This window comes from Methylophilus sp. OH31 (genome assembly GCF_000576615.1).
In the GTDB taxonomy this organism is placed as follows: domain Bacteria; phylum Pseudomonadota; class Gammaproteobacteria; order Burkholderiales; family Methylophilaceae; genus Methylophilus.
On the sequence record NZ_BAUS01000001.1, the window covers coordinates 101,520 to 123,932 of the forward strand.

Annotated in this window: 19 protein-coding genes; 11 read left to right on the top strand and 8 right to left on the bottom strand. The window is 50.2% G+C overall.

Annotated features, from left to right (window positions below; translation table 11 throughout):
* Positions 1 to 45 precede the first annotated feature (45 nt).
* The 3 genes from OH31_RS00440 to OH31_RS00450 all read right to left on the bottom strand — a co-directional run bounded on the left by OH31_RS00440 (position 46) and on the right by OH31_RS00450 (position 2,435).
* Positions 46 to 1,347 carry an aminopeptidase P N-terminal domain-containing protein gene (locus OH31_RS00440; RefSeq protein WP_024929171.1) on the bottom strand — a complete coding sequence of 434 codons (1,302 nt, stop codon included), beginning with the start codon at positions 1,345 to 1,347 and terminating at the stop codon, positions 46 to 48.
* Between the two features lie 85 nt (positions 1,348 to 1,432).
* The gene (locus OH31_RS00445; protein WP_242402146.1) at positions 1,433 to 2,194 is read right to left on the bottom strand and encodes a DUF2927 domain-containing protein; all 762 of its coding nucleotides are present in this window, start codon (positions 2,192 to 2,194) and stop codon (positions 1,433 to 1,435) included.
* A gap of 10 nt (positions 2,195 to 2,204) precedes the next feature.
* Positions 2,205 to 2,435: a DUF3820 family protein gene (locus OH31_RS00450; RefSeq protein WP_024929173.1), complete on the bottom strand. Its 231-nt coding sequence runs from the start codon at positions 2,433 to 2,435 to the stop codon at positions 2,205 to 2,207.
* A 172-nt stretch (positions 2,436 to 2,607) separates the two neighbouring features.
* Between OH31_RS00450 and OH31_RS00455 the strand changes: the two genes are divergently transcribed.
* Positions 2,608 to 3,639 (top strand): GGDEF domain-containing protein, encoded by a 1,032-nt coding sequence (locus OH31_RS00455; RefSeq protein WP_024929174.1) that lies wholly within the window; start codon positions 2,608 to 2,610, stop codon positions 3,637 to 3,639.
* A 5-nt stretch (positions 3,640 to 3,644) separates the two neighbouring features.
* On the opposite strand, the gene OH31_RS00460 is transcribed toward OH31_RS00455, so the two are convergent.
* Genes OH31_RS00460 through OH31_RS00470 form a run of 3 tightly spaced genes read right to left on the bottom strand, consistent with a single transcriptional unit; the run spans position 3,645 to position 5,728 of the window.
* Positions 3,645 to 4,073, bottom strand: a complete 429-nt coding sequence (locus OH31_RS00460) for a phosphate-starvation-inducible protein PsiE (protein WP_019882820.1) — start codon at positions 4,071 to 4,073, stop codon at positions 3,645 to 3,647.
* A complete protein-coding gene (gene murU, locus OH31_RS00465; protein WP_024929175.1) occupies positions 4,073 to 4,753 on the bottom strand; it encodes an N-acetylmuramate alpha-1-phosphate uridylyltransferase MurU in 681 nt (226 codons plus the stop codon). The genes OH31_RS00460 and murU overlap by 1 nt, the downstream gene beginning before the upstream one ends.
* 3 nt (positions 4,754 to 4,756) lie before the next feature.
* A complete protein-coding gene (locus OH31_RS00470; RefSeq protein WP_024929176.1) occupies positions 4,757 to 5,728 on the bottom strand; it encodes an aminoglycoside phosphotransferase family protein in 972 nt (323 codons plus the stop codon).
* Positions 5,729 to 5,927: 199 nt separating this feature from the next.
* Between OH31_RS00470 and OH31_RS00475 the strand changes: the two genes are divergently transcribed.
* From OH31_RS00475 to adk, 5 genes are all read left to right on the top strand, one after another.
* Positions 5,928 to 8,312 (top strand): LPS-assembly protein LptD, encoded by a 2,385-nt coding sequence (locus tag OH31_RS00475; protein ID WP_024929177.1) that lies wholly within the window; start codon positions 5,928 to 5,930, stop codon positions 8,310 to 8,312.
* Complete coding sequence (locus OH31_RS00480; protein WP_369751507.1) at positions 8,309 to 9,628, top strand: peptidylprolyl isomerase; 1,320 nt, start codon at positions 8,309 to 8,311, stop codon at positions 9,626 to 9,628. The genes OH31_RS00475 and OH31_RS00480 overlap by 4 nt, the downstream gene beginning before the upstream one ends.
* 4 nt (positions 9,629 to 9,632) lie before the next feature.
* Positions 9,633 to 10,631: a 4-hydroxythreonine-4-phosphate dehydrogenase PdxA gene (pdxA, locus tag OH31_RS00485; protein ID WP_024929179.1), complete on the top strand. Its 999-nt coding sequence runs from the start codon at positions 9,633 to 9,635 to the stop codon at positions 10,629 to 10,631.
* Positions 10,628 to 11,416, top strand: a complete 789-nt coding sequence (rsmA, locus tag OH31_RS00490) for a 16S rRNA (adenine(1518)-N(6)/adenine(1519)-N(6))-dimethyltransferase RsmA (RefSeq protein WP_024929180.1) — start codon at positions 10,628 to 10,630, stop codon at positions 11,414 to 11,416. The genes pdxA and rsmA overlap by 4 nt, the downstream gene beginning before the upstream one ends.
* Positions 11,417 to 11,512: 96 nt before the next feature.
* Positions 11,513 to 12,166 carry an adenylate kinase gene (adk, locus tag OH31_RS00495; protein ID WP_024929181.1) on the top strand — a complete coding sequence of 218 codons (654 nt, stop codon included), beginning with the start codon at positions 11,513 to 11,515 and terminating at the stop codon, positions 12,164 to 12,166.
* 57 nt (positions 12,167 to 12,223) lie between these two features.
* On the opposite strand, the gene OH31_RS00500 is transcribed toward adk, so the two are convergent.
* Positions 12,224 to 14,422 carry a TonB-dependent receptor domain-containing protein gene (locus tag OH31_RS00500; protein ID WP_024929182.1) on the bottom strand — a complete coding sequence of 733 codons (2,199 nt, stop codon included), beginning with the start codon at positions 14,420 to 14,422 and terminating at the stop codon, positions 12,224 to 12,226.
* 311 nt (positions 14,423 to 14,733) lie between these two features.
* Between OH31_RS00500 and leuS the strand changes: the two genes are divergently transcribed.
* The 5 genes from leuS to nadD all read left to right on the top strand — a co-directional run bounded on the left by leuS (position 14,734) and on the right by nadD (position 20,936).
* Complete coding sequence (leuS, locus tag OH31_RS00505) at positions 14,734 to 17,349, top strand: leucine--tRNA ligase (RefSeq protein WP_024929183.1); 2,616 nt, start codon at positions 14,734 to 14,736, stop codon at positions 17,347 to 17,349.
* 13 nt (positions 17,350 to 17,362) lie between these two features.
* Positions 17,363 to 17,881 carry an LPS assembly lipoprotein LptE gene (gene lptE, locus OH31_RS00510; protein ID WP_019882830.1) on the top strand — a complete coding sequence of 173 codons (519 nt, stop codon included), beginning with the start codon at positions 17,363 to 17,365 and terminating at the stop codon, positions 17,879 to 17,881.
* Between the two features lie 2 nt (positions 17,882 to 17,883).
* Positions 17,884 to 18,927, top strand: coding sequence for a DNA polymerase III subunit delta (holA, locus tag OH31_RS00515; protein WP_024929184.1), 1,044 nt, complete (start codon positions 17,884 to 17,886; stop codon positions 18,925 to 18,927).
* A gap of 23 nt (positions 18,928 to 18,950) precedes the next feature.
* Positions 18,951 to 20,207 carry a glutamate-5-semialdehyde dehydrogenase gene (locus tag OH31_RS00520; RefSeq protein WP_024929185.1) on the top strand — a complete coding sequence of 419 codons (1,257 nt, stop codon included), beginning with the start codon at positions 18,951 to 18,953 and terminating at the stop codon, positions 20,205 to 20,207.
* An 81-nt stretch (positions 20,208 to 20,288) separates the two neighbouring features.
* Positions 20,289 to 20,936: a nicotinate-nucleotide adenylyltransferase gene (nadD, locus tag OH31_RS00525; protein ID WP_024929186.1), complete on the top strand. Its 648-nt coding sequence runs from the start codon at positions 20,289 to 20,291 to the stop codon at positions 20,934 to 20,936.
* 189 nt (positions 20,937 to 21,125) lie between these two features.
* Here nadD and OH31_RS00530 read toward each other — a convergent pair whose 3' ends face one another.
* Positions 21,126 to 22,400 (bottom strand): MvaI/BcnI family restriction endonuclease, encoded by a 1,275-nt coding sequence (locus tag OH31_RS00530; protein WP_158497421.1) that lies wholly within the window; start codon positions 22,398 to 22,400, stop codon positions 21,126 to 21,128.
* Between the last annotated feature and the right edge of the window lie 13 nt (positions 22,401 to 22,413).

Consider the following 22,413-nt stretch of genomic DNA (forward strand, 5'->3'; position numbering starts at 1 on the left):
CACGCTGACTGCCTTTGACTCAATCTCAATGTACTTTCTAATCGCTTATGCGCGCTGACGCATCAGCGCCTCAATATCAGCAACCGTCTTTACTGCTGCCGACGTCATCACTTCACGGCCATTGGCTGTCACCAGCACATCATCTTCAATGCGTATACCGATATTCCAGAAATGTTCAGGCACATTGTCTGCCGGACGCACATAGCAGCCAGGCTCTACCGTCAGCACATTGCCTGCTTGCAGCATGACCCAGTCACCATTGGCTGTTTTATATTCACCGGCATCATGTACATCCAGCCCCAGCCAGTGGCCAGTACGGTGCATGTAAAACTGGCGGTAACTGCCAGTTTCCAGCACGGCATCACGGCTGCCCTGGCACAAACCATAATGGATAAAGCCATCCACCAGCACATTCAGTGCCGCCTCATGCGGCGCATTCCAGTGATGCTGCGGGCTCACGCTGGCAATAGCCGCCGCTTGTGACGCCAGTACCAGTTCATACAAATCTTTTTGCGGACCACTGAAGCGACCACTCACAGGAAAAGTACGCGTAATGTCAGAAGCATAGCCATCCAGCTCACAACCGGCATCAATCAGCAGCAAATCGCCCACGTTTAGCTGGGCGTTATTAGCGTTGTAATGCAAGGTGCAGGCATTGGCCCCACCTGCCACAATGCTGGTATAGGCTGGCGCCTGTGCGCCCTGACTATAAAACGCATGTAAAAATTCCGCTTCAATTTCATACTCCCACTTACCTGGGATCACTGCCTGCATGGCGCGATTGTGTGCGCTGGCGGCAATATTAGCCGAGCGGCGCATCAGGTCGATTTCGTAAGGCGATTTAAGCAGACGCATGGCATCCAGCGTTTGACGCACGTCAACCAGCTTGGCTGGCGCTTGTACGCCCGTGCGGGCTTGCGCCTTGACGGCATTTAGCCAGCTACTGACTTTAGCATCCCAGCCCGCATCACTGCCCAGGCTAAAAAATAACTCTGGCTGATTTGCCATCAATTTAGGCAACTGTTCATCTAATTGCGTGATGGAATACGCCTCATCAAAACCAAACTCGGTTTTAGCTGCGTCTGGGCCATAACGAAAACCGTCCCAGATTTCGCGATCAATGTCTTTATCACGGCAAAACAGAATCGTTTTTGGCGATGGCCCGGCAATCAGCACCAATACGGCCTCAGGCTCTTTAAACCCTGTCAGGTAATAAAAATAACTGTCAAAACGGTAAGGGTAGTGACTGTCGCGATTGCGCGTCACTTCGGGTGCGGTTGGAATCACCGCGATACCCGCTTGCATGCTGGTGATCAGTTGCTGGCGACGACGGGAAAATTCTTGCATGGGAACACTCAAGGCACATTCTGAATAGTGAGGAATTGTAGCGTATTTGGGTGGCAATTGCTGGAATGGTTCCGGCCAAATACGGTCAGAAGCCCATCATTTCATATAACTCAGATTGCCTGACATTTTTTTCGGCATCTTGTATGGTGCCATCATCCTGCCATTGCTGCAGTTGGTGCGCCAGGATAGGCTGCACCTGCCCGGCACGCATGCCGGGTTTGATCGCAGGCAAATACAGCATCTTCAGCAATAAACCATCGAGGCCAGTGAGCAATGACTCAGGCGTTTTATCGTTAAATACCGAGGGATACACTTTGTCGGAATCATTCGGCAAGCCCATGGCCTGCGTGATCTCTTCCACAATACAAGATACCAGCGAACCACGCTCATTCGCATGGTCGACAGGAATCACCACCCAGGCGCGCTTGATGGCATTTTGTGCATCGAGGGTGAGGCCGAACATACATATGGCATCGGCGGGTGGTGGCCTGCTTTTATTGCCACTTACTTGTGCAACTTCTTGATGCCATAGGGCAGACTGGCTAAACACGACTGTCATATTAGCTTCTGCTGCGCTAGCTGCAAAACTGATCGGGTGACCGGTAATTTGCGATAAATGGCGTAAATGATAGCGCGTAAGTTTCGTATGTTTGTCAGCCTGGTCTGCATGATGCACCAACCATACCTTGACCGGCTGCTGCCATTTGCGCACGACTTGCTCGCCCGCAACATATTCACTATGCAGCGCCACCTCATTGAATGCCTGCTGCAAATACGCTGGGGATTGCCAGGCTTCTGCTGCGAATGCCGATGCTGCCAGCATGAGGCACGGCAACAGAAAAACCATCAGCCAATGCTTAATCATGAGGTTTCGTCGCCTCAGCGCGTAGCGGCGTTAACAGCGATGACAAGCCATTGTGGTCAATTTCACGCATCAATTGCAACAGGCGACCAAGCTCGCCTGGCGGAAAACCCTCACGTGCAAACCAGTGCAGATAATTGCCCGGCAAGTCGGCGATCAGCCTGCCCTGATATTTGCCATAAGGCATTTTGAGGGTAACCAACTGTATCAAATCTTCTTTTTTCATGGCAATCGTAGTGATGAGAGAGGCATTATTCTAAGCAAAATCAAGCCTGTTTCGGATTTATTTCGCGTTTACCCTTAAAGAAATCCGCACGCTGCCGTTATTCCCCTTGAGTATGCTTGAATACTTAACAATAAGAAGATTCTTTGCGTTGAATTTAACATCGCGAGAGGCCATGATGCAATACGAAATTACTAAAGAAAAAAGTGCAGAATATCTGCGACAAGCCATCCATCATATGTCGATGCAGGATGCGGCTTTTCATCCGGTCAGCTACGCGGTCTGGTATGAATATTCCTCGGGCGAACATGTGCGCCTGATTGAAGAAGTGAATGACTTGATTGAGAAAGAGAAAAGACTTAACGAAAAGAGCACTACCCACCTGTTTAACAAACATATTGCCGGTGCCGATGCCGATAGTGCCAAGGTACTGGTGGAGCGCTTCAACCAGGTGGTGACCAGTATCACCTCTTCCACAGAAAAAGCCGGGCAAGAGACCTCACAGTTTAGAAAATCACTCGACGCCTGGTCTGATGAGATTCAACAACTGGATCCGCAGCTAGGGGCGCAATTAGGCTCTTTGCTGTCTGACACCCAACACATGCAAACCTCCATGCATGGTTTACAGCATCAACTATCCTCTAGCCTGGAAGAAATCGCTGACCTGAAAAACGAGATTATGAAAGCCAAGCAAGAGGCGATCTCGGATGGTCTGACCGGACTGATGAACCGTAAAGGATTTGATAGCGCATTGCATCAATGCCTGGACACCGGGCCCGCTGAAGAAACATGCCTGATGATTGCCGATATTGATTTTTTTAAAAAAGTGAATGACAGCTACGGGCATTTATTCGGCGACAAAGTCATTCAAGCCGTGGCCAGGATATTAAAAACCGTGTCGGGCAATTTATATACCGCTGCCCGCTACGGTGGTGAAGAATTTGTGCTGTTGCTGCCGCACACCAGTATGGATATTGCACACGAAATTGCAGAGAATATTCGTCGCCAGGTCGCCGCCATCACCATTAAAAACAATGTCACCCAGCGGCTGATTTCCAACATTACCATTTCCATGGGTGTCACCGCTTACCATCCGGGGGAATCTGCTGACAGCTTTATTACACGGGCTGACCAGGCTTTATATACCTCAAAAGCACAAGGCCGTAACCAGGTCACCCTGTTAAACGGGGAACTTGCCGCCGCCTGATGGTTTTAAAGCAAATCGCGTTTCTGTTCAGGGATATCCTCATAGGGATAACGCGAATGCCCAAAGCGCATCACCAATACGGAAATCGCCAATATCAGAATGGCAGCAGACACTGCTAACATATGTGTCTCTGTCATTTCCTTCATATCCAGCAATAAATAGCGAGCCAAAGCCACCATGGCGATATAAATCGGATAACGCATGGGCAGTTTACCGGTGCCAAAATAGCTGTTAATCATGGAGAACACTTCCAGATATAAAAACAGCTGCAGCAAATCACCGAGACCGACCATACCTGCGTCCCACATGCGCGCCAATTCGTGCGCCAGCGAGAAAAAAGTAGCGATAGTCACTAATCCTAGTCCCAACCGCTCTATCCACATCAACGCCTGATGGGCGATTTTATCGGTACGATGTTCATAAGGTGGCTTCATTATTCCCCCTGATTTGTTTTTTTATATAGCCAATGATCGAGCTGCTCTAAACGCTCCGGTGTGCCGATATCATGCCACAAACCCAGGTGATGTTGTCCAGTCACGCGTTGCTGTTGCATCGCAGCTTTTAACAACGGGGCCAATTTGGCTGCCTGCCCAGGGGGCACACTCTCGAATAGCGCAGGATGATAGACACCTACGCCCGAAAAAGTGAGACGATGCCCGGCAGACTCAATCACCAGTCCGTTTTCCAGGCCAAAGTCACCACTCGCATGCTGCGGTGGATTATCCACCATGACCAGGTGCGCCAATTTACCGGCTGGCAAATGCAGGCTGGCATAATCAATATCGGTAAACACGTCTCCATTCACCACCAGGAACGGCTCGTCACCCAACAAAGGCAAGGCATTCGCAATGCCGCCTGCCGTCTCCAGAGCCTGCGGCTCAGCGCTATAACGGATATGTACCAGCCATTGCGCACCATCGCGCAATGCGGCTTCAATCTGCTGCCCCAAATGTGCATGATTAATCACCAGCTCGGTAAAACCGGCCCGCGCCAAGCGCTCGATATGCCACACAATCAGTGGTTTGCCACCGACCATCAGCAACGGTTTGGGCGTATGGTCGGTCAGTGGTCGCATCCGTTCGCCACGCCCTGCCGCCAGGATCATTGCCCGCATGATTTATGCTGCCTTTTCCAAGGCCAACAGCAACCTTAAAAATGGCCGCAGTTCGACATAACGTTCGCAGGCTGCCTGCAAATACTGCATCACTAGCGGCATATCCTTGAGATAGCCATCTTTACCATCACGATGATACAAACGGGCAAAAATACCCAGCACCTTGATATGGCGCTGTACGCCCATCCACTCAAAATCTTTATAAAACTCGCCAAAATCGGCAGTAACTGGTAAGCCAGCTTTTTTAGCAGACTGCCAGTAACGTACTACCCAGTCCATCAGATCTTCTTCGTCCCAGCGGATATAGGCATCTTTGAACAAAGACGCCAGGTCGTAGGTAATGGCCCCGATGACGGCATCCTGAAAGTCCAGCACTCCCGGGTTATTATCCGTGGTCACCATCAGGTTGCGCGAGTGATAATCCCTGTGCACCGTCACTTGCGGTTGCTGCAAAATATTGTCGATCAGCAAGCCAAACGTCTTATCCATCACGGCCTGCTGCTCTGCCGTCAGCGTTTTACCCAAATGCTTGCTCACATACCACTCCGGGAACAATTGCAATTCGCGCATCAGCAAGGCTGCATCATATGCTGGCAACGCTTCTGGCTGTGTTGCCAGTTGCATCTTGATCAGGGCCTGGCAAGCATCGCCATATAAATCCTTGGCGTTGTCACGATTCAGTTGCGACAGATAGGTATCGTTGCCTAAATCGCTTAACAACAAAAAACCTTGTGTAACGTCTTGCGCCACGATCTTGGGCACATTGAGCCCGGCTGCCAGCAATTGCTCAGCCACGCGCACAAACGGGCGACAGTCTTCCTGCGGCGATGGCGCATCCATGGCAATCAGGGTTTGCGTCGGCAAATGCACGCGGAAATAACGCCTGAAACTGGCGTCTGCCGAAGCGGTAGTGAGTGTAAAAGGCTGATCGAGCACCTGCTGTAGCCATTGTTGAAGTTGCTGTGTTCTATCCACAAATGTTCCCAAATAATGAATCGGCCCATACTACCGGGCATTACTGTTAAAATGCGGCTGTCATTTTAAGTGAAAAATGACTTTTTAAGCATTTTCATGAATAATATAGCCCAATTGAAACGGGACATCTGGCCGTATGGTCCGGGATGCGTGCATACAAACGTCGGCCATTAGCAGGCCTTACCGAAACGATCACTCTTTGAATAATTTGCAAGCTCACTCATCCACCTTTCAGGAACGCGGCATCCGTCTGATTTTGGCGCTCACTGCTATCGGCACGCTGGCGCCTGTGCATGCGTGCGCGGATGATCAGGCTGAAGCATCTACCATAATAGTGGCAGAAAACACCACCTTGCCCGGTGCGATTGAAATTGAAGGCGACACCTTGCAACTGCGCATGGACCGCCAAATGCGCGCCATAGGCAACGCAGTGATCCGCAAAGAAGGCCAGCAAGTCACCGGGGATGATATCCGTTACGACATCCAGAATGACGAACTGCAAGTGGATGGTAACGCGGTGATTACGGCCGGGCAAACAACCATCAAAGGCCCGATGCTGCGGATGCGCATGAGCGAGAACATTGGTGAAATGCGCGACGTCACCATTGAGTTCAAAAGTAGCCCGCCGCCACCCAGCAATCAGGACAGCAGCGCATTACTCAATGATGAAGCCATTTTGCTGAGTGACCCGAAAAGGTATCTCGAAGATAACGAGTCTTATAGCACGCAAAAAGACAATACCTCTTTTGAGAACATCCGCGCCTCGGCCAAACAGGTGTTATTTGAAGGCCAGAATATCAAGCGCCTGAAGAGTGCCAGCTATACCTCCTGTGCTGCCGATGTGGATGACTGGTATATCAAAACCAACAACCTGGAACTCAACGACTATACACGTACTGGCGAAGCCACTAACGCATTCGTTGAGTTTAAGGGCGTACCCATCCTCTACACGCCCTGGATGAGTTTTTCTTATAACAACCAGCGTAAAAGTGGCTTATTGGCCCCACTTTGGGGAACCACGTCCAGAAGCGGCTTTGAGTTACTCACGCCATACTATATTAATATCCGGCCGGACATGGACGCCACCATTGCTACCCGTTTCTTAAGTAAGCGCGGGGTGCAATTGCAGGGCGAATTCCGCTACCTCGGTGAGGACTATTCAGGCATTAATAACCTGGAGTATCTGGATAAAGACAGCTTGACCGATCAAACCCGGTTTTATGCCAAATTATCACATGCACAACGCTTCAGTGAACACTGGTCCGGCGGTTACAACTTGGAAAAAGTATCAGACGACAAGTACTTTTCCGAAATGGCGACCAGGATCCAGGTCACGTCACGCGTCAACTTGCAACAAACCGCTTTTGTTGATTACCAAGACGACAACTGGACATTTAATGGCTCGGTACAGCGCTATCAAAACCTGGATAACAAATCATTTGTCTATCAGCGCCTGCCTCAACTGACGTTGAATTACGACAACAGCTGGCATGGCATCACAACGCAAACGGCGGCGCAATATGTCTTTTTTGACAGCATGCAGGAGATGGGCAAGGTAGCAACCGGCTCTAGATTAAATTTCTATCCATCGCTCTCCTATCCGATCAAAAGTTCATATGGCTTTATCACGCCCAAGTTCGGGGTCAATACCACGCAATATAGCCTGAGTAACAATATCCCTTCTGGTTATTCGCAAGACTACAACCAGTTGAGTCGAACGCTGCCTATTTTCAGCCTGGACTCAGGACTGTATTTTGATCGTGAATCAAGTATTTTCGGTACAAACTATACTCACACTCTGGAACCAAGAGCGTACTATGTTTATATTCCGTATCGAGATCAAAGCAAAATCCCGATTTTTGACACGGCGCTCGCGACCCTGAATCAGGACTCTATTTTTACCGAAAACCAGTTTATTGGCGGTGACCGGGTCAACAATGCCAATCAAACCACGCTGGCGATCACCAGTCGCCTGATTGACGCTGAAACGGGTATTGAGCGACTCAGTGCTACATTGGGGCAACGCTTTTATTTCGAAGATCAAAAAGTCTCGCTCCCGAATACCTCCGTTAGTACACGTAAATCCTCAGACATTTTGGCTGGCTTTACGGCACGCCTTTCCAGCCGCCTGAACCTGGACACCTTCTGGCAATATGATCCTGACCGCGGCAATATGGAACGTAATAACTATTTATTGCGGTATAACCCAGAACCAGGCAAATCATTCAGTTTTGGCTATCGTTACACGGCTAACACGCTCGAACAAATCGACACTTCAGCCCAATGGCCATTGGGTGCAGGCTGGTATGGTATCAGCAGGCTGAATTACTCCATCCGTGATGGCAACATCGTGCAATTCCTGGGCGGGCTGGAATATGATGCCGGTTGCTGGCAAGCCCGCGCGGTCATGCAACGCGTACAAACAGCGACTGCCGATGCGAACTATGCCATGTTTTTCCAACTCGAACTCGGTGGGTTGACCTCAATTGGTGCCAACCCGTTAAATGTGATCAAGCGCAATATTCCGACCTATATGCGCACTTATGATATCCCGGCAATTTACAGAGACCAGAACGCGCAATGATGAAACGTTTATCTAATTTCCTTATCTCCACGATGGTGTTTGCGCTGTACGCATCGCAATCAACAACACTATTTGCCGCAGAAAAACGTCCGATTGAAAAAATGGATCGCATCATTGCGGTAGTCGACCAATCCGTCATTACGGAACGGGAAATGCTGAACCGCATGGAATCAGTCAAGACACAAATGATTAAAAAAGGCGTTGAAGTGCCGCCTGATGAGGTACTGCAAAAGCAGATTCTGGAACGCCTGATCGTCGATAGCCTGCAACTGCAACTGGCCGCCCAAACCGGTATTAAAGTCGAAGATGCACAACTGGACAAAACAATTGAGCGGATTGCCGAACAAAACAACCTGACCTTGCCTGCCTTTAAAAAAGCACTGGAGGAAGACGGGACCCAGTTCTACAAGTTTCGTGAAGATATCCGCAATGACATTATTCTTGCCCGCCTGCGCGAGCGCGATGTAGACAACAAGGTGAATATTTCCGAAGCCGAAATTGACAACTATTTAACGACACAAGAGAAAGAAGGCGATCTGGATGAGTTCAACATCTCGCAAATCCTGGTTCGCCTGCCGGAAGACAGTTCGCCAGAAGACATTCAAAAAGCCAGAGCACGCACGGAACAAATTACCAAAGCGCTGGCTGAAGGCATGAGCTTTGAAAAAGCTTCTGCCAATTTTTCAGATGCGCCTAACGCGCTGGATGGTGGTAGTTTAGGCTGGCGCAGCGGTCAGCAAATGCCAGCCCAGTTTCTGGAACTGGTTAAAACATTGCAAGCGGGTGGCGTCTCACGTCCAATCCGCAGTGGTACCGGCGTACATATTCTTAAACTGAATGACAGACGCGCAGGTGCCAGCACCCTGATTGTTGAGCAAACCCATGTGCGCCACATTCTGCTAAAGCCCAATGAAGTTTTGTCTGACAAAGAAGCCAAGCAAAAAATTGACGGCATCAAGGAGCGTATAGACCATGGTACACCGTTCCAGGACATGGCACGCCAATACTCAGACGATGGCAGTGCTTCCAGTGGCGGCGACCTGGGCTGGATCAGTCCGGGTGACACCGTGCCTGTGTTTGAAAAAACCATGGCCGAGCTGGCAGTGAACGAAGTCAGTGCACCAATCCGCAGCCAGTTTGGCTGGCACATCATCCAGGTACTGGAACGCCGCAAACAGGATATGTCCAAAGAATCCAAACGTTTAAAAGCACGCCAGGAAATCCGCGCGCGTAAAGCGGAAGAATCTTATAACGACTGGATCCACGAACTACGTGACAAAGCCTTTGTTGAAATGCGCCTAGAAGATAAATTCTAAACGCATGAACAACTTGCCACGTATTGCGATCACCGCTGGCGAACCTGCTGGTATCGGGCTCGATATCTGCGTCAAACTCGCCCACACAGCCATGCCTGCCGCACTGGTGGTGTTGGCAGACCCCGTCGCACTACAGGCGAGAGCAGCGCAATTAGCGACGCCCTTAACATTGCATACATATACCGAAACGTTGCCGCCACATGCGGGCGATGGCAGCCTGTATGTACTGCCGGTGCAAACGGCTGCACCCGTCGTTGCTGGCGAACTCGACCCGGCCAACAGTGCGGCAGTATTAAGCATGCTGGACCGCGCGCTGGCAGGCTGCCAAACAGGCGAATTTGATGCCATGGTCACTGCGCCCGTACATAAAGGCGTGATTAATGATGCAGGTATTGCATTTACTGGCCATACCGAATACCTGGCAGAAAAAACCAATACCGAACAGGTCGTCATGATGCTGGTCGGTGGTGGCATGCGCGTCGCACTGGCAACCACGCATTTACCACTTACCCAGGTCAGCGCTGCCATTACCGCCGAAGCACTCACCACCACCATCCGCATTCTGCATCACGACCTGGTGCATAAGTTCGGCATTGCGCAACCGCGCATCTTTGTTGCCGGGCTAAACCCGCATGCCGGCGAAGATGGTTATCTGGGCATGGAAGAAATCGACACCATCAACCCGGTGCTGGAAAATTTGCGTGCCGAAGGTATGCAACTCATCGGCGCCTTACCGGCCGACACTATGTTTTCACAAAAAAATCTGTCGCAAGCCGATGCGTTCTTGGCCATGTACCATGACCAGGGCCTCGCTGTACTCAAACACGCCAGCTTTGGCGAAGGGGTCAATGTGACCCTGGGGCTACCCATTATCCGCACCTCTGTCGATCACGGTACCGCGCTGGATATTGCAGGCAGCGGCAAAGCCGATCTCGGCAGTATGCTAAGTGCCATACAGTTAGCCATCACGCTGTCACACACACGTCACACCTCAAATACATGAAACATATTGCCAAGAAGAAATTTGGTCAGAATTTTTTAATTGACCAAGCCATTATCCAAAGCCTGATTAACGCCATTCATCCGCAAGCGGATGACCTGATGGTCGAAATTGGCCCCGGCCTGGGCGCGATGACGCAGCCCCTGATCAAGCACCTGAATCACTTGCACGTGGTTGAAATCGACCGCGACATTATTCAGTGGATGCAAGGCTTCTACCCGCCGAAGAAAATCACCATCCATAATTCAGATGTATTGAAGTTTGACTTCGCAAACATAGGCGAGCGCATCCGGGTGGTTGGCAATTTGCCATATAACATCTCCAGCCCTATCCTGTTCAAGCTGCTGGAAAACACTGCTCAAATCATCGATATGCACTTTATGTTGCAAAAAGAAGTGGTTGAGCGCATGGTGGCCGAGCCTTCCAACTCAGAATACGGCCGCTTGTCTGTCATGCTGCAATACCGCTTACAGATGGAATACATGGTCACCGTGCCGCCCGAGGCCTTTGACCCGGCGCCTAAAGTCGAATCTGCTTTTGTGCGCTGCATTCCTTATGACACCTTGCCCTATCCTGCCAGTGACGAAGCCTTATTCGCTAAAGTGGTCACGGCGGCGTTTGGTCAACGCCGCAAAACCTTGCGCAATACACTCAAAGGCTTGCTGGATGATGATGGATTTACCGCATTGAATATCGATTCGCAGCTACGTGCCGAGAACCTGAGCGTGGCCGAGTTTGTCGCCATCAGCAATTACCTGGCGGACCAGCATCTGCTAGACCAGGCTTAAGCACAACTTGTGCAAAGCAGCACTGGCTTAACCTGATTTAAAGTTTAGCCTGATATAATTCTGTTTTTACTAAAACCCAAACTTTTGGAGCATGTTATGCGTTTGATTCTGCTGGGCGCCCCCGGTGCCGGTAAAGGGACACAAGCCACCTTTATTAAAGAAAAATTCAATATTCCGCAAATTTCCACTGGCGATATGTTGCGCGCAGCAGTCAAAGCAGGCACTCAATTAGGTCTGGAAGCCAAAAAATTCATGGACGCAGGTGGCCTGGTGCCAGATGAAGTGATTATCGGCCTGGTCAAAGAACGTATTAAAGATGCAGATTGTGCCAATGGTTTCCTGTTTGACGGATTCCCTCGCACCATTCCACAAGCCGAGGCGATGAAAAACGCAGGCGTCGCCATTGATTACGTGGTGGAAATCGACGTGCCGGATGAAGCCATTGTTGAGCGCATGAGCGGCCGCCGCAGCCACCCGGCTTCTGGCCGCACTTACCATATAAAATTCAACGCGCCCAAAGTGGCTGGCAAAGACGACGTTACCGGTGAAGAACTGGTGCAGCGTGATGATGACAAAGAAGAAGTCGTTCTGAAGCGTTTGCAGGTCTATCACGACCAGACTGAGCAACTGATTGGTTACTATTCTGACTGGGCAAAATCCGGTGTCAGCGGTGCGCCACAATACGTCAAGGTCAACGGCCTGGGCGAATTGAATGCGATTAAAGAAGACATTCTTAGCGCATTGAAATAACTGCGCCAAAGCAAAAAGCCCGCATGATGCGGGCTTTTTTATTGACGGTACAACAGACTAAAAATCGTAACGGATGCCACCAAAAACCTGGCGTTGACGCCCCGCCACCATGCCATCCACACGGCTGGTCAGGTACTCTTTATCTGCCAGGTTATAGGCACTGACAAAGTACGAGACACGACTACCTACAGGCCGGTAATTCGCCGTTGCATTCAGCAACGCATAGGCCGGAATGCGCCCGGTACGGCCTGATAACACATCGGCCTCAGAACGGCCTGCACGATAAGAAACATCCTCTTGCTGCTCACTTACATAATCAACACCAATGCGCGCATCGAAGCCGACCGGATGCTCATAGCCCAGGCTCAGTGATGCCAAGTGTTTTGGCGCATACGGTAAACGATCACCACTAAACACATCTGCTGCCGCATTGGTTTTCTTGAACTTGGCCGTGATCAGATTGGTATAAGACCCGGCCAGGTAGATATTATGTGCCGAGTCATATATGTGACCAAAGTTAATACGCCCAGCCAGCTCCACCCCGGTTTGTTGCGATTGTCCGCCATTGATAAATGAACCAGAGGTTGGGCCCGCCACCACAATATCGTCAAAAATCGTATGGAACAATGTGGTTTCAAAGGTGACGCCTTTGATATAGTTAGAGCGCGCGCCCAACTCCCAATTGGTGCTTTCTTCCGGCTTGGTATTGACCACCACGGCGGTATTGGCGCCTCCTGGCGCATGGATATCACGATCAGGGCGCGGCGGCGCAAACCCTTTGTGCACACCGGCAAACAAAGTGGTTTTTGCAATGCCATTCCAGGTTAAACCGAATCCTGGCAACACTTTGCTCTGGTGATTGGTATCTTTTGACTCAGCATTATTTTGCACTGCACCTTCGGCGCGCAGGATATCGGTCCTGATACGCAAATCTTCTATACGTAAACCTGGTGTAAACGTCCACTCGCCCACATAAAAAGTATTTTGTGCGTAATAGGATTTGGCCTCGACATTGGTATGAATCTGCTCGCGATGGTCGCCAAACGCCTCTGCGTATTCCTGGTTCTGGATACGGGGATCCCCACCACGGAACTGGTTGCGCTGGATATCTTCACGGTGGTAACGGAAACCAAGGACTGCATTACTTTCCACGCCGAACAGGCTATGCTGCACATCCAGCCGTGGCTCAATGCCCCAATATTCAAACTCGCGCGGACGCCAGCGTCCACCACAAAGTTCGGCATTGGCTTCGGTCGCAACACCCAGTCCTGTACAACGATCCATCACAGAGCGTCCGCCAAGGCCTCCTGGATCATTAATCTGTCGGAACGAAGCCCGCTCAGATTTTGCATAGTAGGCTTGTGTAGATAGCTTTAACTGATGGTTGATCTGGAACAGGTGCTGTAGTTGAAACGTGGTACGCTCGTGCTCAAATACATCATTTTTGCCAGTAGGCGCCTGATATTTATCTTCACGGTATTCCACCAGTCCCAACCCAGTTTCTGTCACATGCGAGCTCTCACGGAAATAACTGGCCTTGGCAATCAAGGTATGCCGGTCAGATAAATTCAACTGCCCTTTTGCCGTGTATTCCTGAATCTCGAAATCATGATTGTCACGAATACCATCGCCTTTTTTGTGCAAGGCATCAATCATCAAACCACCGCGCTCATCACCGGCCCCGATGTTGCCATAGAGGCTGGTAAAGTCATTGTTACCCAAGGTGGCAGTGACATTGCCATGCACCTGGCCGTCACTGGGTACCGGGCGTGTCACAAAATTAATCATGCCACCCACCGTTTGCGGGCCATATAGAATCTGGCCTGAGCCTTTAACCACCTCGATGCGCTGCACACGCTCCAATGGCGTGGTGTAATGTGCGGCTGGATCACCATAGGGCGCCAGAAACAAAGGCATGCCGTCCTCCATCAGCAGGGTGCGCGCCGTTCTTCTCGGATCCAAGCCCCGCACGCCGATATTAACGCCCAGGCCAAAACTGTTCTCCCCCACAACATGTACCCCCGGCACATTGCTTAATGCCTCCTGAACCGAAAATGGTCGCCGTTCTTGCAGGGCTTTTTCATCAACCAGGAAATAAGAACCTGGCACCGATTCCAGGCGGTCTGGCAAAATCCCTTTCACCACAACTGGTGAAATATTCAGTGTTTCATCCTGCCGTTCTTTTTCTTCGGCAAACACTTCCATGGCCGGGTTAAACGCCAGCACCGTGGCCATCAACAAACTTTTTTTCTTCATGTGTCACACCCTCTTCTGTTTCTGTTGTTATAAAAACAGGTGAAAGGGCTGCAATATTGATACCAGCATCACGACGATAAAAGTTATCCCCATGTTTTTATTACGTAAATTATATTTATATAAATAATAATGCCATTTCCAAGGCATTGGCCAGACACACAATAGGTTTATATCAACCCACTTTAAACGACCATGGCTGATATCAGCCAAATAGAGTTCGCATCCTACTGGCAACACCTGCCAACGCAAAACATGCCTATCAGTTCTCGGGTATAATTGTCGCTTCGTTTAGTTACTTTCAAGCCACGCACATGCAACAGCAGTATCCATTCAAAGAAGTCGAACAACAGGCACAACAACATTGGGAGTCCAACCTGAGCTTTCAGGCCAAGGCGGATAGCAATAAGCCCAAATACTACTGCTTGTCGATGTTCCCCTACCCCAGTGGCAAATTGCATATGGGGCATGTGCGCAACTACACCATTGGTGACGTCTTAAGCCGTTATCACCACATGAAAGGGTTTAACGTCTTGCAGCCTATGGGTTGGGATGCGTTTGGCTTGCCCGCTGAAAATGCGGCGATTCAAAACAATGTGCCGCCTGCGCAATGGACCTACGACAACATTGCCTATATGCGCAAGCAGTTGAAATCACTGGGATTTGCCATTGACTGGGGGCGTGAGCTGGCGACTTGCCAGCCGGATTATTACAAGTGGAACCAATGGCTGTTCCTGCGTATGCTGGAAAAAGGCATTGCGTACAAAAAAACCCAGGTGGTGAACTGGGACCCGGTCGACCAGACGGTACTGGCTAACGAGCAAGTGATTGATGGCCGCGGCTGGCGCACGGGTGCGCTTGTTGAAAAACGTGAAATCCCCGGCTACTACCTGCACATCACGGGTTATGCCCAGCAATTGCTCGATGACCTGGACAAACTGCCAGGCTGGCCAGAGCGTGTCAAAACCATGCAAGCCAACTGGATAGGCAAGAGCGTAGGCGTGCGTTTTGCCTTTACGCATACCATCAAAAATAATGATGACCAGCTGATTGATGACGGCAAACTGTGGGTATTCACCACCCGTGCCGACACCATTATGGGCGTGACTTTCTGCGCCGTCGCAGCCGAGCATCCATTGGCAACGCATGCCGCGCAAAACAATGCGGCATTGCAAGCTTTCATTGAAAAATGCAAGCAAGGCTCAGTGATGGAAGCCGACATGGCCACCATGGAAAAAGAAGGCATGGACACCGGCCTGACCGTTGCGCACCCGATTACCGGCGAACAGGTGCCAGTGTGGGTTGGTAATTATGTGCTGATGACCTACGGCGAAGGCGCCGTGATGGCAGTGCCAGCGCATGACGAACGTGATTTTGGCTTTGCCAAAAAATATAGCCTGCCGATCAAACAAGTGATCAGTGTGATCGACCAAAGTTTTGATTTGAGTGCCTGGCAAGAATGGTACGGCGACAAAGCCAAAGGCGTATGCATCCATTCAGGCAAATACAACGACCTGGGTTATACCCAAGCCGTGGATGCTGTAGCCGCTGACCTGGCCGAGAAAAACCTGGGCGGCAAACAAACCAACTGGCGCCTGCGCGACTGGGGTGTCTCCCGTCAGCGCTACTGGGGTTGCCCGATTCCAATCGTGCACTGCGACAGTTGTGGCGATGTACCAGTGCCGGATGACCAGCTACCGGTCAAACTTCCGGAAGACTGTGTGCCGGATGGCTCAGGCAATCCGCTCAATAAACGCGAAGACTTTCTGAACTGCGCTTGCCCTAAATGCGGCCAGCCAGCCAAGCGCGAAACCGACACTATGGATACCTTTGTCGACTCCAGCTGGTATTACGCGCGTTATGCGTCAGGCTTTAGCAATGATGCCATGGTGGATGCGCAGACTAACCACTGGATGCCAGTCGACCAATATATTGGCGGCATTGAGCATGCGATTCTGCACCTGCTGTATTCACGTTTCTGGAGCAAGGTCATGCGTGACCTAGGCCTGGTTAACTATGACGAGCCTTTTGCCAACCTGCTGACACAAGGCATGGTGCTTAACCATATTTTCTCGCGTCGCACGGCCAAAGGCGGCATTGAGTACTTCGCTCCAGAAGAAATCGAACTGGTACAAGACGCCAACGGCAAAGTGACCGGTGCCAAATTGATTAAAGATGGCTCTGCCATTGACTATCAAGGCATAGGCACCATGTCAAAATCCAAGCGCAACGGCGTCGACCCGCAATCGCTGATCGAACAATACGGCGCCGATACTGCACGCTTCTTTATGATGTTTGCCGCGCCACCGGAACAGACGCTGGAATGGTCAGATAGCGGTGTTGAAGGCTCACATCGTTTCTTGAAGCGTGTGTGGAACTTTGGCTATGCCTTAGCGCAAATCCAGCCAGCCGACTTGCCAAACAAACTGACAGGTGAACTTGCCAACCACAGACGTGAAATCCACACTGTGTTGAAACAAGCCAATGTTGACCTGGCAAAACTGCAATTCAACACCGTGGCATCTGCCTGCATGAAAATCCTCAACACGCTGGAAAAAGTGCAAAAAGAAGCCGAGAAAGACTGGCAAGCCGTCGCGTTTGAAGGTTATAGCATCCTGTTGCGCGTGCTATCGCCGATTGCGCCACACGTGACACAAGTCATGTGGCAAAGCCTGAAACTGGGTGCAGATATCCTCACGGCAAAATGGCCTGAGCCAGCTAATGCAGCGTTGGTGCAAGACGAGGTCGAGTATGTGGTGCAAGTGAACGGTAAATTGCGCGGCAGCATCAGCATCCCCAAAAGTATGGCCAAAGAGCAAATTGAAGCGACTGCCGTTAATCAGGACTTTGTACAAAAATTCCTCAATGAGGGCAGCGTGAAAAAAATCATTGTGGTGCCTAACAAACTGATTAATATTGTGGTTGCTTAAAGAAAGGATGACTATGCTGCTTTCACACCTGACACCATTTTTGCCACAGCGCTTTTGGCAAAATAGTGGCTTGATGCTATTGATTGCAGCGTTATCCTCATGCGGCTTCCAGCTCAGGCAGCCTAACCCTGTGTCATTTAAAACAGTCCAACTCTCAGGCAACACGCAGATTACATCGGCCCTTAAAAAGAGTTTAAAAGAGCAAAATATCCAGTTAGTGGAGACAGCCGAAGAAGCCGAACTACAGGTGGAGCTGATGCATGAAGAAAACGAAAAACGCATTTTATCCCTGAGTGGTACCGGTGTGGTGCGAGAGTACGAGCTTTACTATCGCGTGCAATACCGCACCAAGGCCAGCGATGAGCCAACATGGGGATTGCCACTAGTCATGGAAAGCAGACGCGACTACACCTACAACGACTCGAACTTGCTAGCTAAACTGGCCGAAGAAAAGCGCTTGACCCAGACCATGCGCACGGACGTGCTTAACGGCATCATGCGCCGCTTGTCTGCCCTGAAAAAAGCGCAATAAACATGCGCATACAGGCTGCGCAACTGGCTCAACACCTGCCGCCAAAACAGCATTTGTTTGTGTTGGCGGGTGACGAGCCACTCTCAATCACTGAAGCCATCGACCAGATTCGTGCGGCTGCCCGCCAGCACGGGGCGCAAGAACGTGCCAGCTTTACCGTAGAGCGTTATTTCAACTGGGCGCAAGTCAGCCAGTTTTTGCAAAGTTTCTCGCTGTTTGCCGAACAACGCATTCTCGAAATCAACATTCCTACCGGCAAACCTGGTGTCGAAGGCGCCAAGGCCTTGCAGCAAGTGGCTGAATTGCCCGCGGCTGATACCACCATTATCATCACCCTGCCCGCGCCTGATCGCGACATGACCAGCAGCGCCTGGTATGAAGCCTTATTACAACACGGCGTATTGCTGGTGCTCAACCAGGTGCCACTGCCACAACTGCCAGAATGGATTGCACAACGCCTGGCCATACAGCAGCAAACCGCGGATGAAACCTCACGCCGGTTTATTGCCGAGCAAGTCGAAGGTAATTTATTGGCTGCGCACCAGGAAATCCAGAAGCTGGGCTTGCTCCATCCGCCCGGCCCAGTCTCTGAAGATGCCATCCGGCAATGTGTGCTAAACGTGGCACGCTTTGATGTCTCGCAACTCGGCGAAGCCATGCTGCAAGGTGACCAGAGCCGTGTGTTACGCATTATTGAAGGCTTGCGTGAAGAAGGCGAAACTGCCGTCGCCGTGATGAACCCGCTGGTGTGGTTATTCCGCCCCTTATTGCAAGTGCGGCTCGCCATGCAAAACGGCCAGGCCGTGCAGGCTGCCTTAAGCCAGGCCAGGTTATTTGGTGACCGCCAGACACTGGTTAAACGCGCATTGGAATTTTTACCGCAAAAACATATCGAAGCTGCTTTGCAGAAATTGTCAGACATAGACCGCATGGCAAAAGGCGTAGGGGATGGCGATGCCTGGCTGGAGCTTTCCCGGTTATGTAGTGGCATTGCGCGTATGGCGGCGAATAAATCCGCCAGATCGGCCTCAGCACGGTCTCGTTAAGGTTTTAAGATAGAATGATGGTTATGAACATTCAAAATTACATGAAACAACTGGGTGAGCAGGCACGTGCCGCTTCCCGTTTGATGGCAAAAGCCGACACCAACACCAAGAATCAGGCCCTGCGTAATATCGCCGCCCTGATCCGCCAGCACGAAAAAGCGCTACTGGCCGCCAACCAGCAAGATCTGGATGCAGCCAAAGCCAACGGCATGGAAGCAGCCATGCTGGACCGCCTGGCCTTGAGTGAGAAATCAGTCGCGACCATGGCCGAAGGCCTGGAGCAAATCGCCAGCCTGCCAGACCCGATTGGCGAAATGAGCAACTTCAAATATCGTCCTTCCGGCATCCAGATCGGTCAGATGCGCGTGCCATTGGGCGTCATCGGCATTATTTACGAAGCACGTCCAAATGTGACCGTCGATGCCGCTGGCTTGTGCATCAAATCCGGCAACGCCTGCATTCTGCGTGGTGGCTCTGAGGCCATCCATTGCAACCAGGCGCTGGCCAAGCTCGTGCATCAAGGCCTGCAACAAGCAGGTTTGCCACAAGCTGCCGTGCTGGTGGTTGAAACCACAGACCGCGCGGCCGTGGGTGAACTCATCACCATGAAACAATATGTCGATGTCATCGTGCCACGTGGCGGCAAAGGCCTCATCGAGCGCATCAGCAACGATGCACGCATTCCAGTCATCAAACACCTGGATGGCAACTGCCACGTGTATGTGGACGACGAAGCAGACTTAGACAAAGCCGTGCGTATTCTGGAGAATTCCAAAACCCAGCGCCTGGGCACCTGCAATACGGCCGAATCACTATTGGTCGCACGCAGCATAGCCAAAACCGCGCTGCCTAAACTGGCCGAGATGCTGATTAGCAAAGGCGTGGAAATCCGCGGCTGCGAAGAAACACGCGCCATCGTGCCACAAGCCATAGCCGCAACTGAAGAAGACTATTACACCGAATACCTGGCTTCGATTATTTCGTGCAAGGTGGTCAGTGGCGTCGACGAAGCGATTGAGCACATTAACAAATACTCCAGCCAGCACACCGAAGCGATTGTCACCGAAAACTACACCAAAGCCCGCCAGTTCCTGCGCGAAGTCGACTCCAGCAGCGTCATGGTCAACGCCTCTACCCGCTTTGCGGATGGCTTTGAATACGGCTTTGGCGCAGAAATCGGCATTTCTACCGACAAGCTGCATGCACGCGGCCCAGTCGGTTTGGAGGGATTAACATCGTTGAAATATGTGGTGCTAGGTGACGGCCACGTCAGGGCCTAACGCATGAATTGGGCGCATCACGCATAGTGGTGATGCCCGATTGATACAGTCTGACCGCGATGCTTTGAAAGAATCACTACGATGGAAATCATAGGCATTTTTGGCGGGACTTTCAATCCTATCCACAACGGGCATTTAGCGCTGGCGCAAACCGTGCTCGACACCCTGCACTGCACGCAAATCCGCTTTATTCCGGCAGCTGTTCCACCGCATAAAGCAACACCCGCCGTCACCGCACAACACCGCGCCGCGATGGTGCAATTGGCGATACAAGACCGCCCGCAATTCGTGCTCGATACCTGCGAGCTAGACCGCCAGGGCACTTCGTACACCATAGAAACCCTGCACCTATTGCGGCTCCATTTTCCAGACCAAGCCTTATGCCTGATCATGGGCCAAGACAGTTACCAGAAACTACCTACCTGGCGCCGCTGGTTAGAGTTACTAGACTATTGCCATATATTGGTCGTACACCGCGCAGATCGTGAAAAAACCTTATTCTTACATCCAGAACATGAGGGTAAGTTAATAGATATCGCAGCAGCGCCAGAAGCCTTTACCGCAAAAGCGAACGGCCTGATCAGTTTTCTGCCGATTACCCCACCAGATATTTCCTCTACGCGCATTCGTGAAAAGTTAATTCGCGATGACGAAACCGTGATCACTGAAATACCGCAGCAGGTATTCAACTACATTCAGCAGAATCGTTTATATCAAAATCTCGCATGAGAATTACCCACAAAGTAATCATATATCTCCAGAATTCTGCTTTGCATGCGGATAGTGCGAACATTAAGTAACTCTTTGAAATATCCGAATACTGCTTGAGTAAAGCGAGATCCTGCGCCTTCACAGCTTATAGTTAGAGAAGTCTATTAAGTCATAGCCATAAGCGTTTTGAAGCAAATATTCAGAACGTTAAAATTCGACAATCTCGAATTTTTGATACAGAGTGGCTAATTTTTTAATAGGCATTCTGAATTGACTTCGTGCTTTAACCTTAGAGTTTAAACTATCAGCACTCGTAACCTTCGAAGCTGGGTCATAAAACACCAGCCCAGAAGATAATGCATGAAGATAAAGATTAAAGTTTGTTCCTTCACCCATAAGAGCGGGACTATTATATTGATATGTGGGTGGATCGTTTAAACTCTTTTGGTATGGAATATACGCAGCTTGAGCATGTTTTTTATTCCACTTCATTAGTAAGCCTTCAAAAGACCAAGATGCAGCGATTTCCCCGGAGTCTGTTAATAACTGAACCGCACCATTAACATCTTCAATTTGACTCTTATTTTTATCAAATCCATTTACATGAAGTGTTAATTTAGTTGAGGCATTACGTATCCCTGAACGGTGAAGGCCAGTGAAATAAAGCGTATCATTCGTAGTGGGCCTTCCAAATTTCCTAACAAACTTTTCAACGCCGTTTTCACCATAAAAACCACCTGTAGGCTCTGGTGTCATGAGCGTGACGCGATCACCACTATAACCTTTTATTTCCCAACCCATAAAATCAGGCTCTGATCTTCCGTTTGGAGATATCCCTAACAAACCTTCAAGAGTGTACCCACCCCCATTCTTTGCCTTATATGCTTTTAGGATACCGTCATTAGATAACTTCACAGAGTTGTGCCAGCCAGCATCACGAATTAATTTCAATCTATCCAATAGGATTATTCTTGAATTAGCATCAGCTAAAGGAATTTTGAATAAAAGCCCCTTTTGCTCAAACTCTTTTAATTTGGAAATGGTCTCGAGTGATAATTGGCTGCTAGCTGGTGCTAGATAGGCCAATGTTTCTCTGTTTTGCGTTACTGCCAGAAATAGAATTCGTCCATCGTGACCGTTATTGAACTTTCTTTGGCCTTTCTGAACAGGTCTTAAGAAAATACTGGGGGAGATTTTGCAGCCTTTAAGAAAACCTGACAAACGCACTTCAGGATACTGCGGGTACAAAATTAACTGAGCTCCTTGGGCTGTTTCAACAGATGAATCATTTATCCATTTAAAATCAAGCTTTGCTTTATAGGTGCTATCTTTGCCATTTTCGTTAGTTTCAATGTCATGAAATGGGAAAATTTGTACTACATCAAAATTGCCACCAAGATATATTTGCTGCTTGCTATTATCGTTTTCGGCAAGTCGTTTACAGTAAACACTGATTGCCCCTAAGTCTGCAAGTCTTTGCAATAGGTTCTCAAGC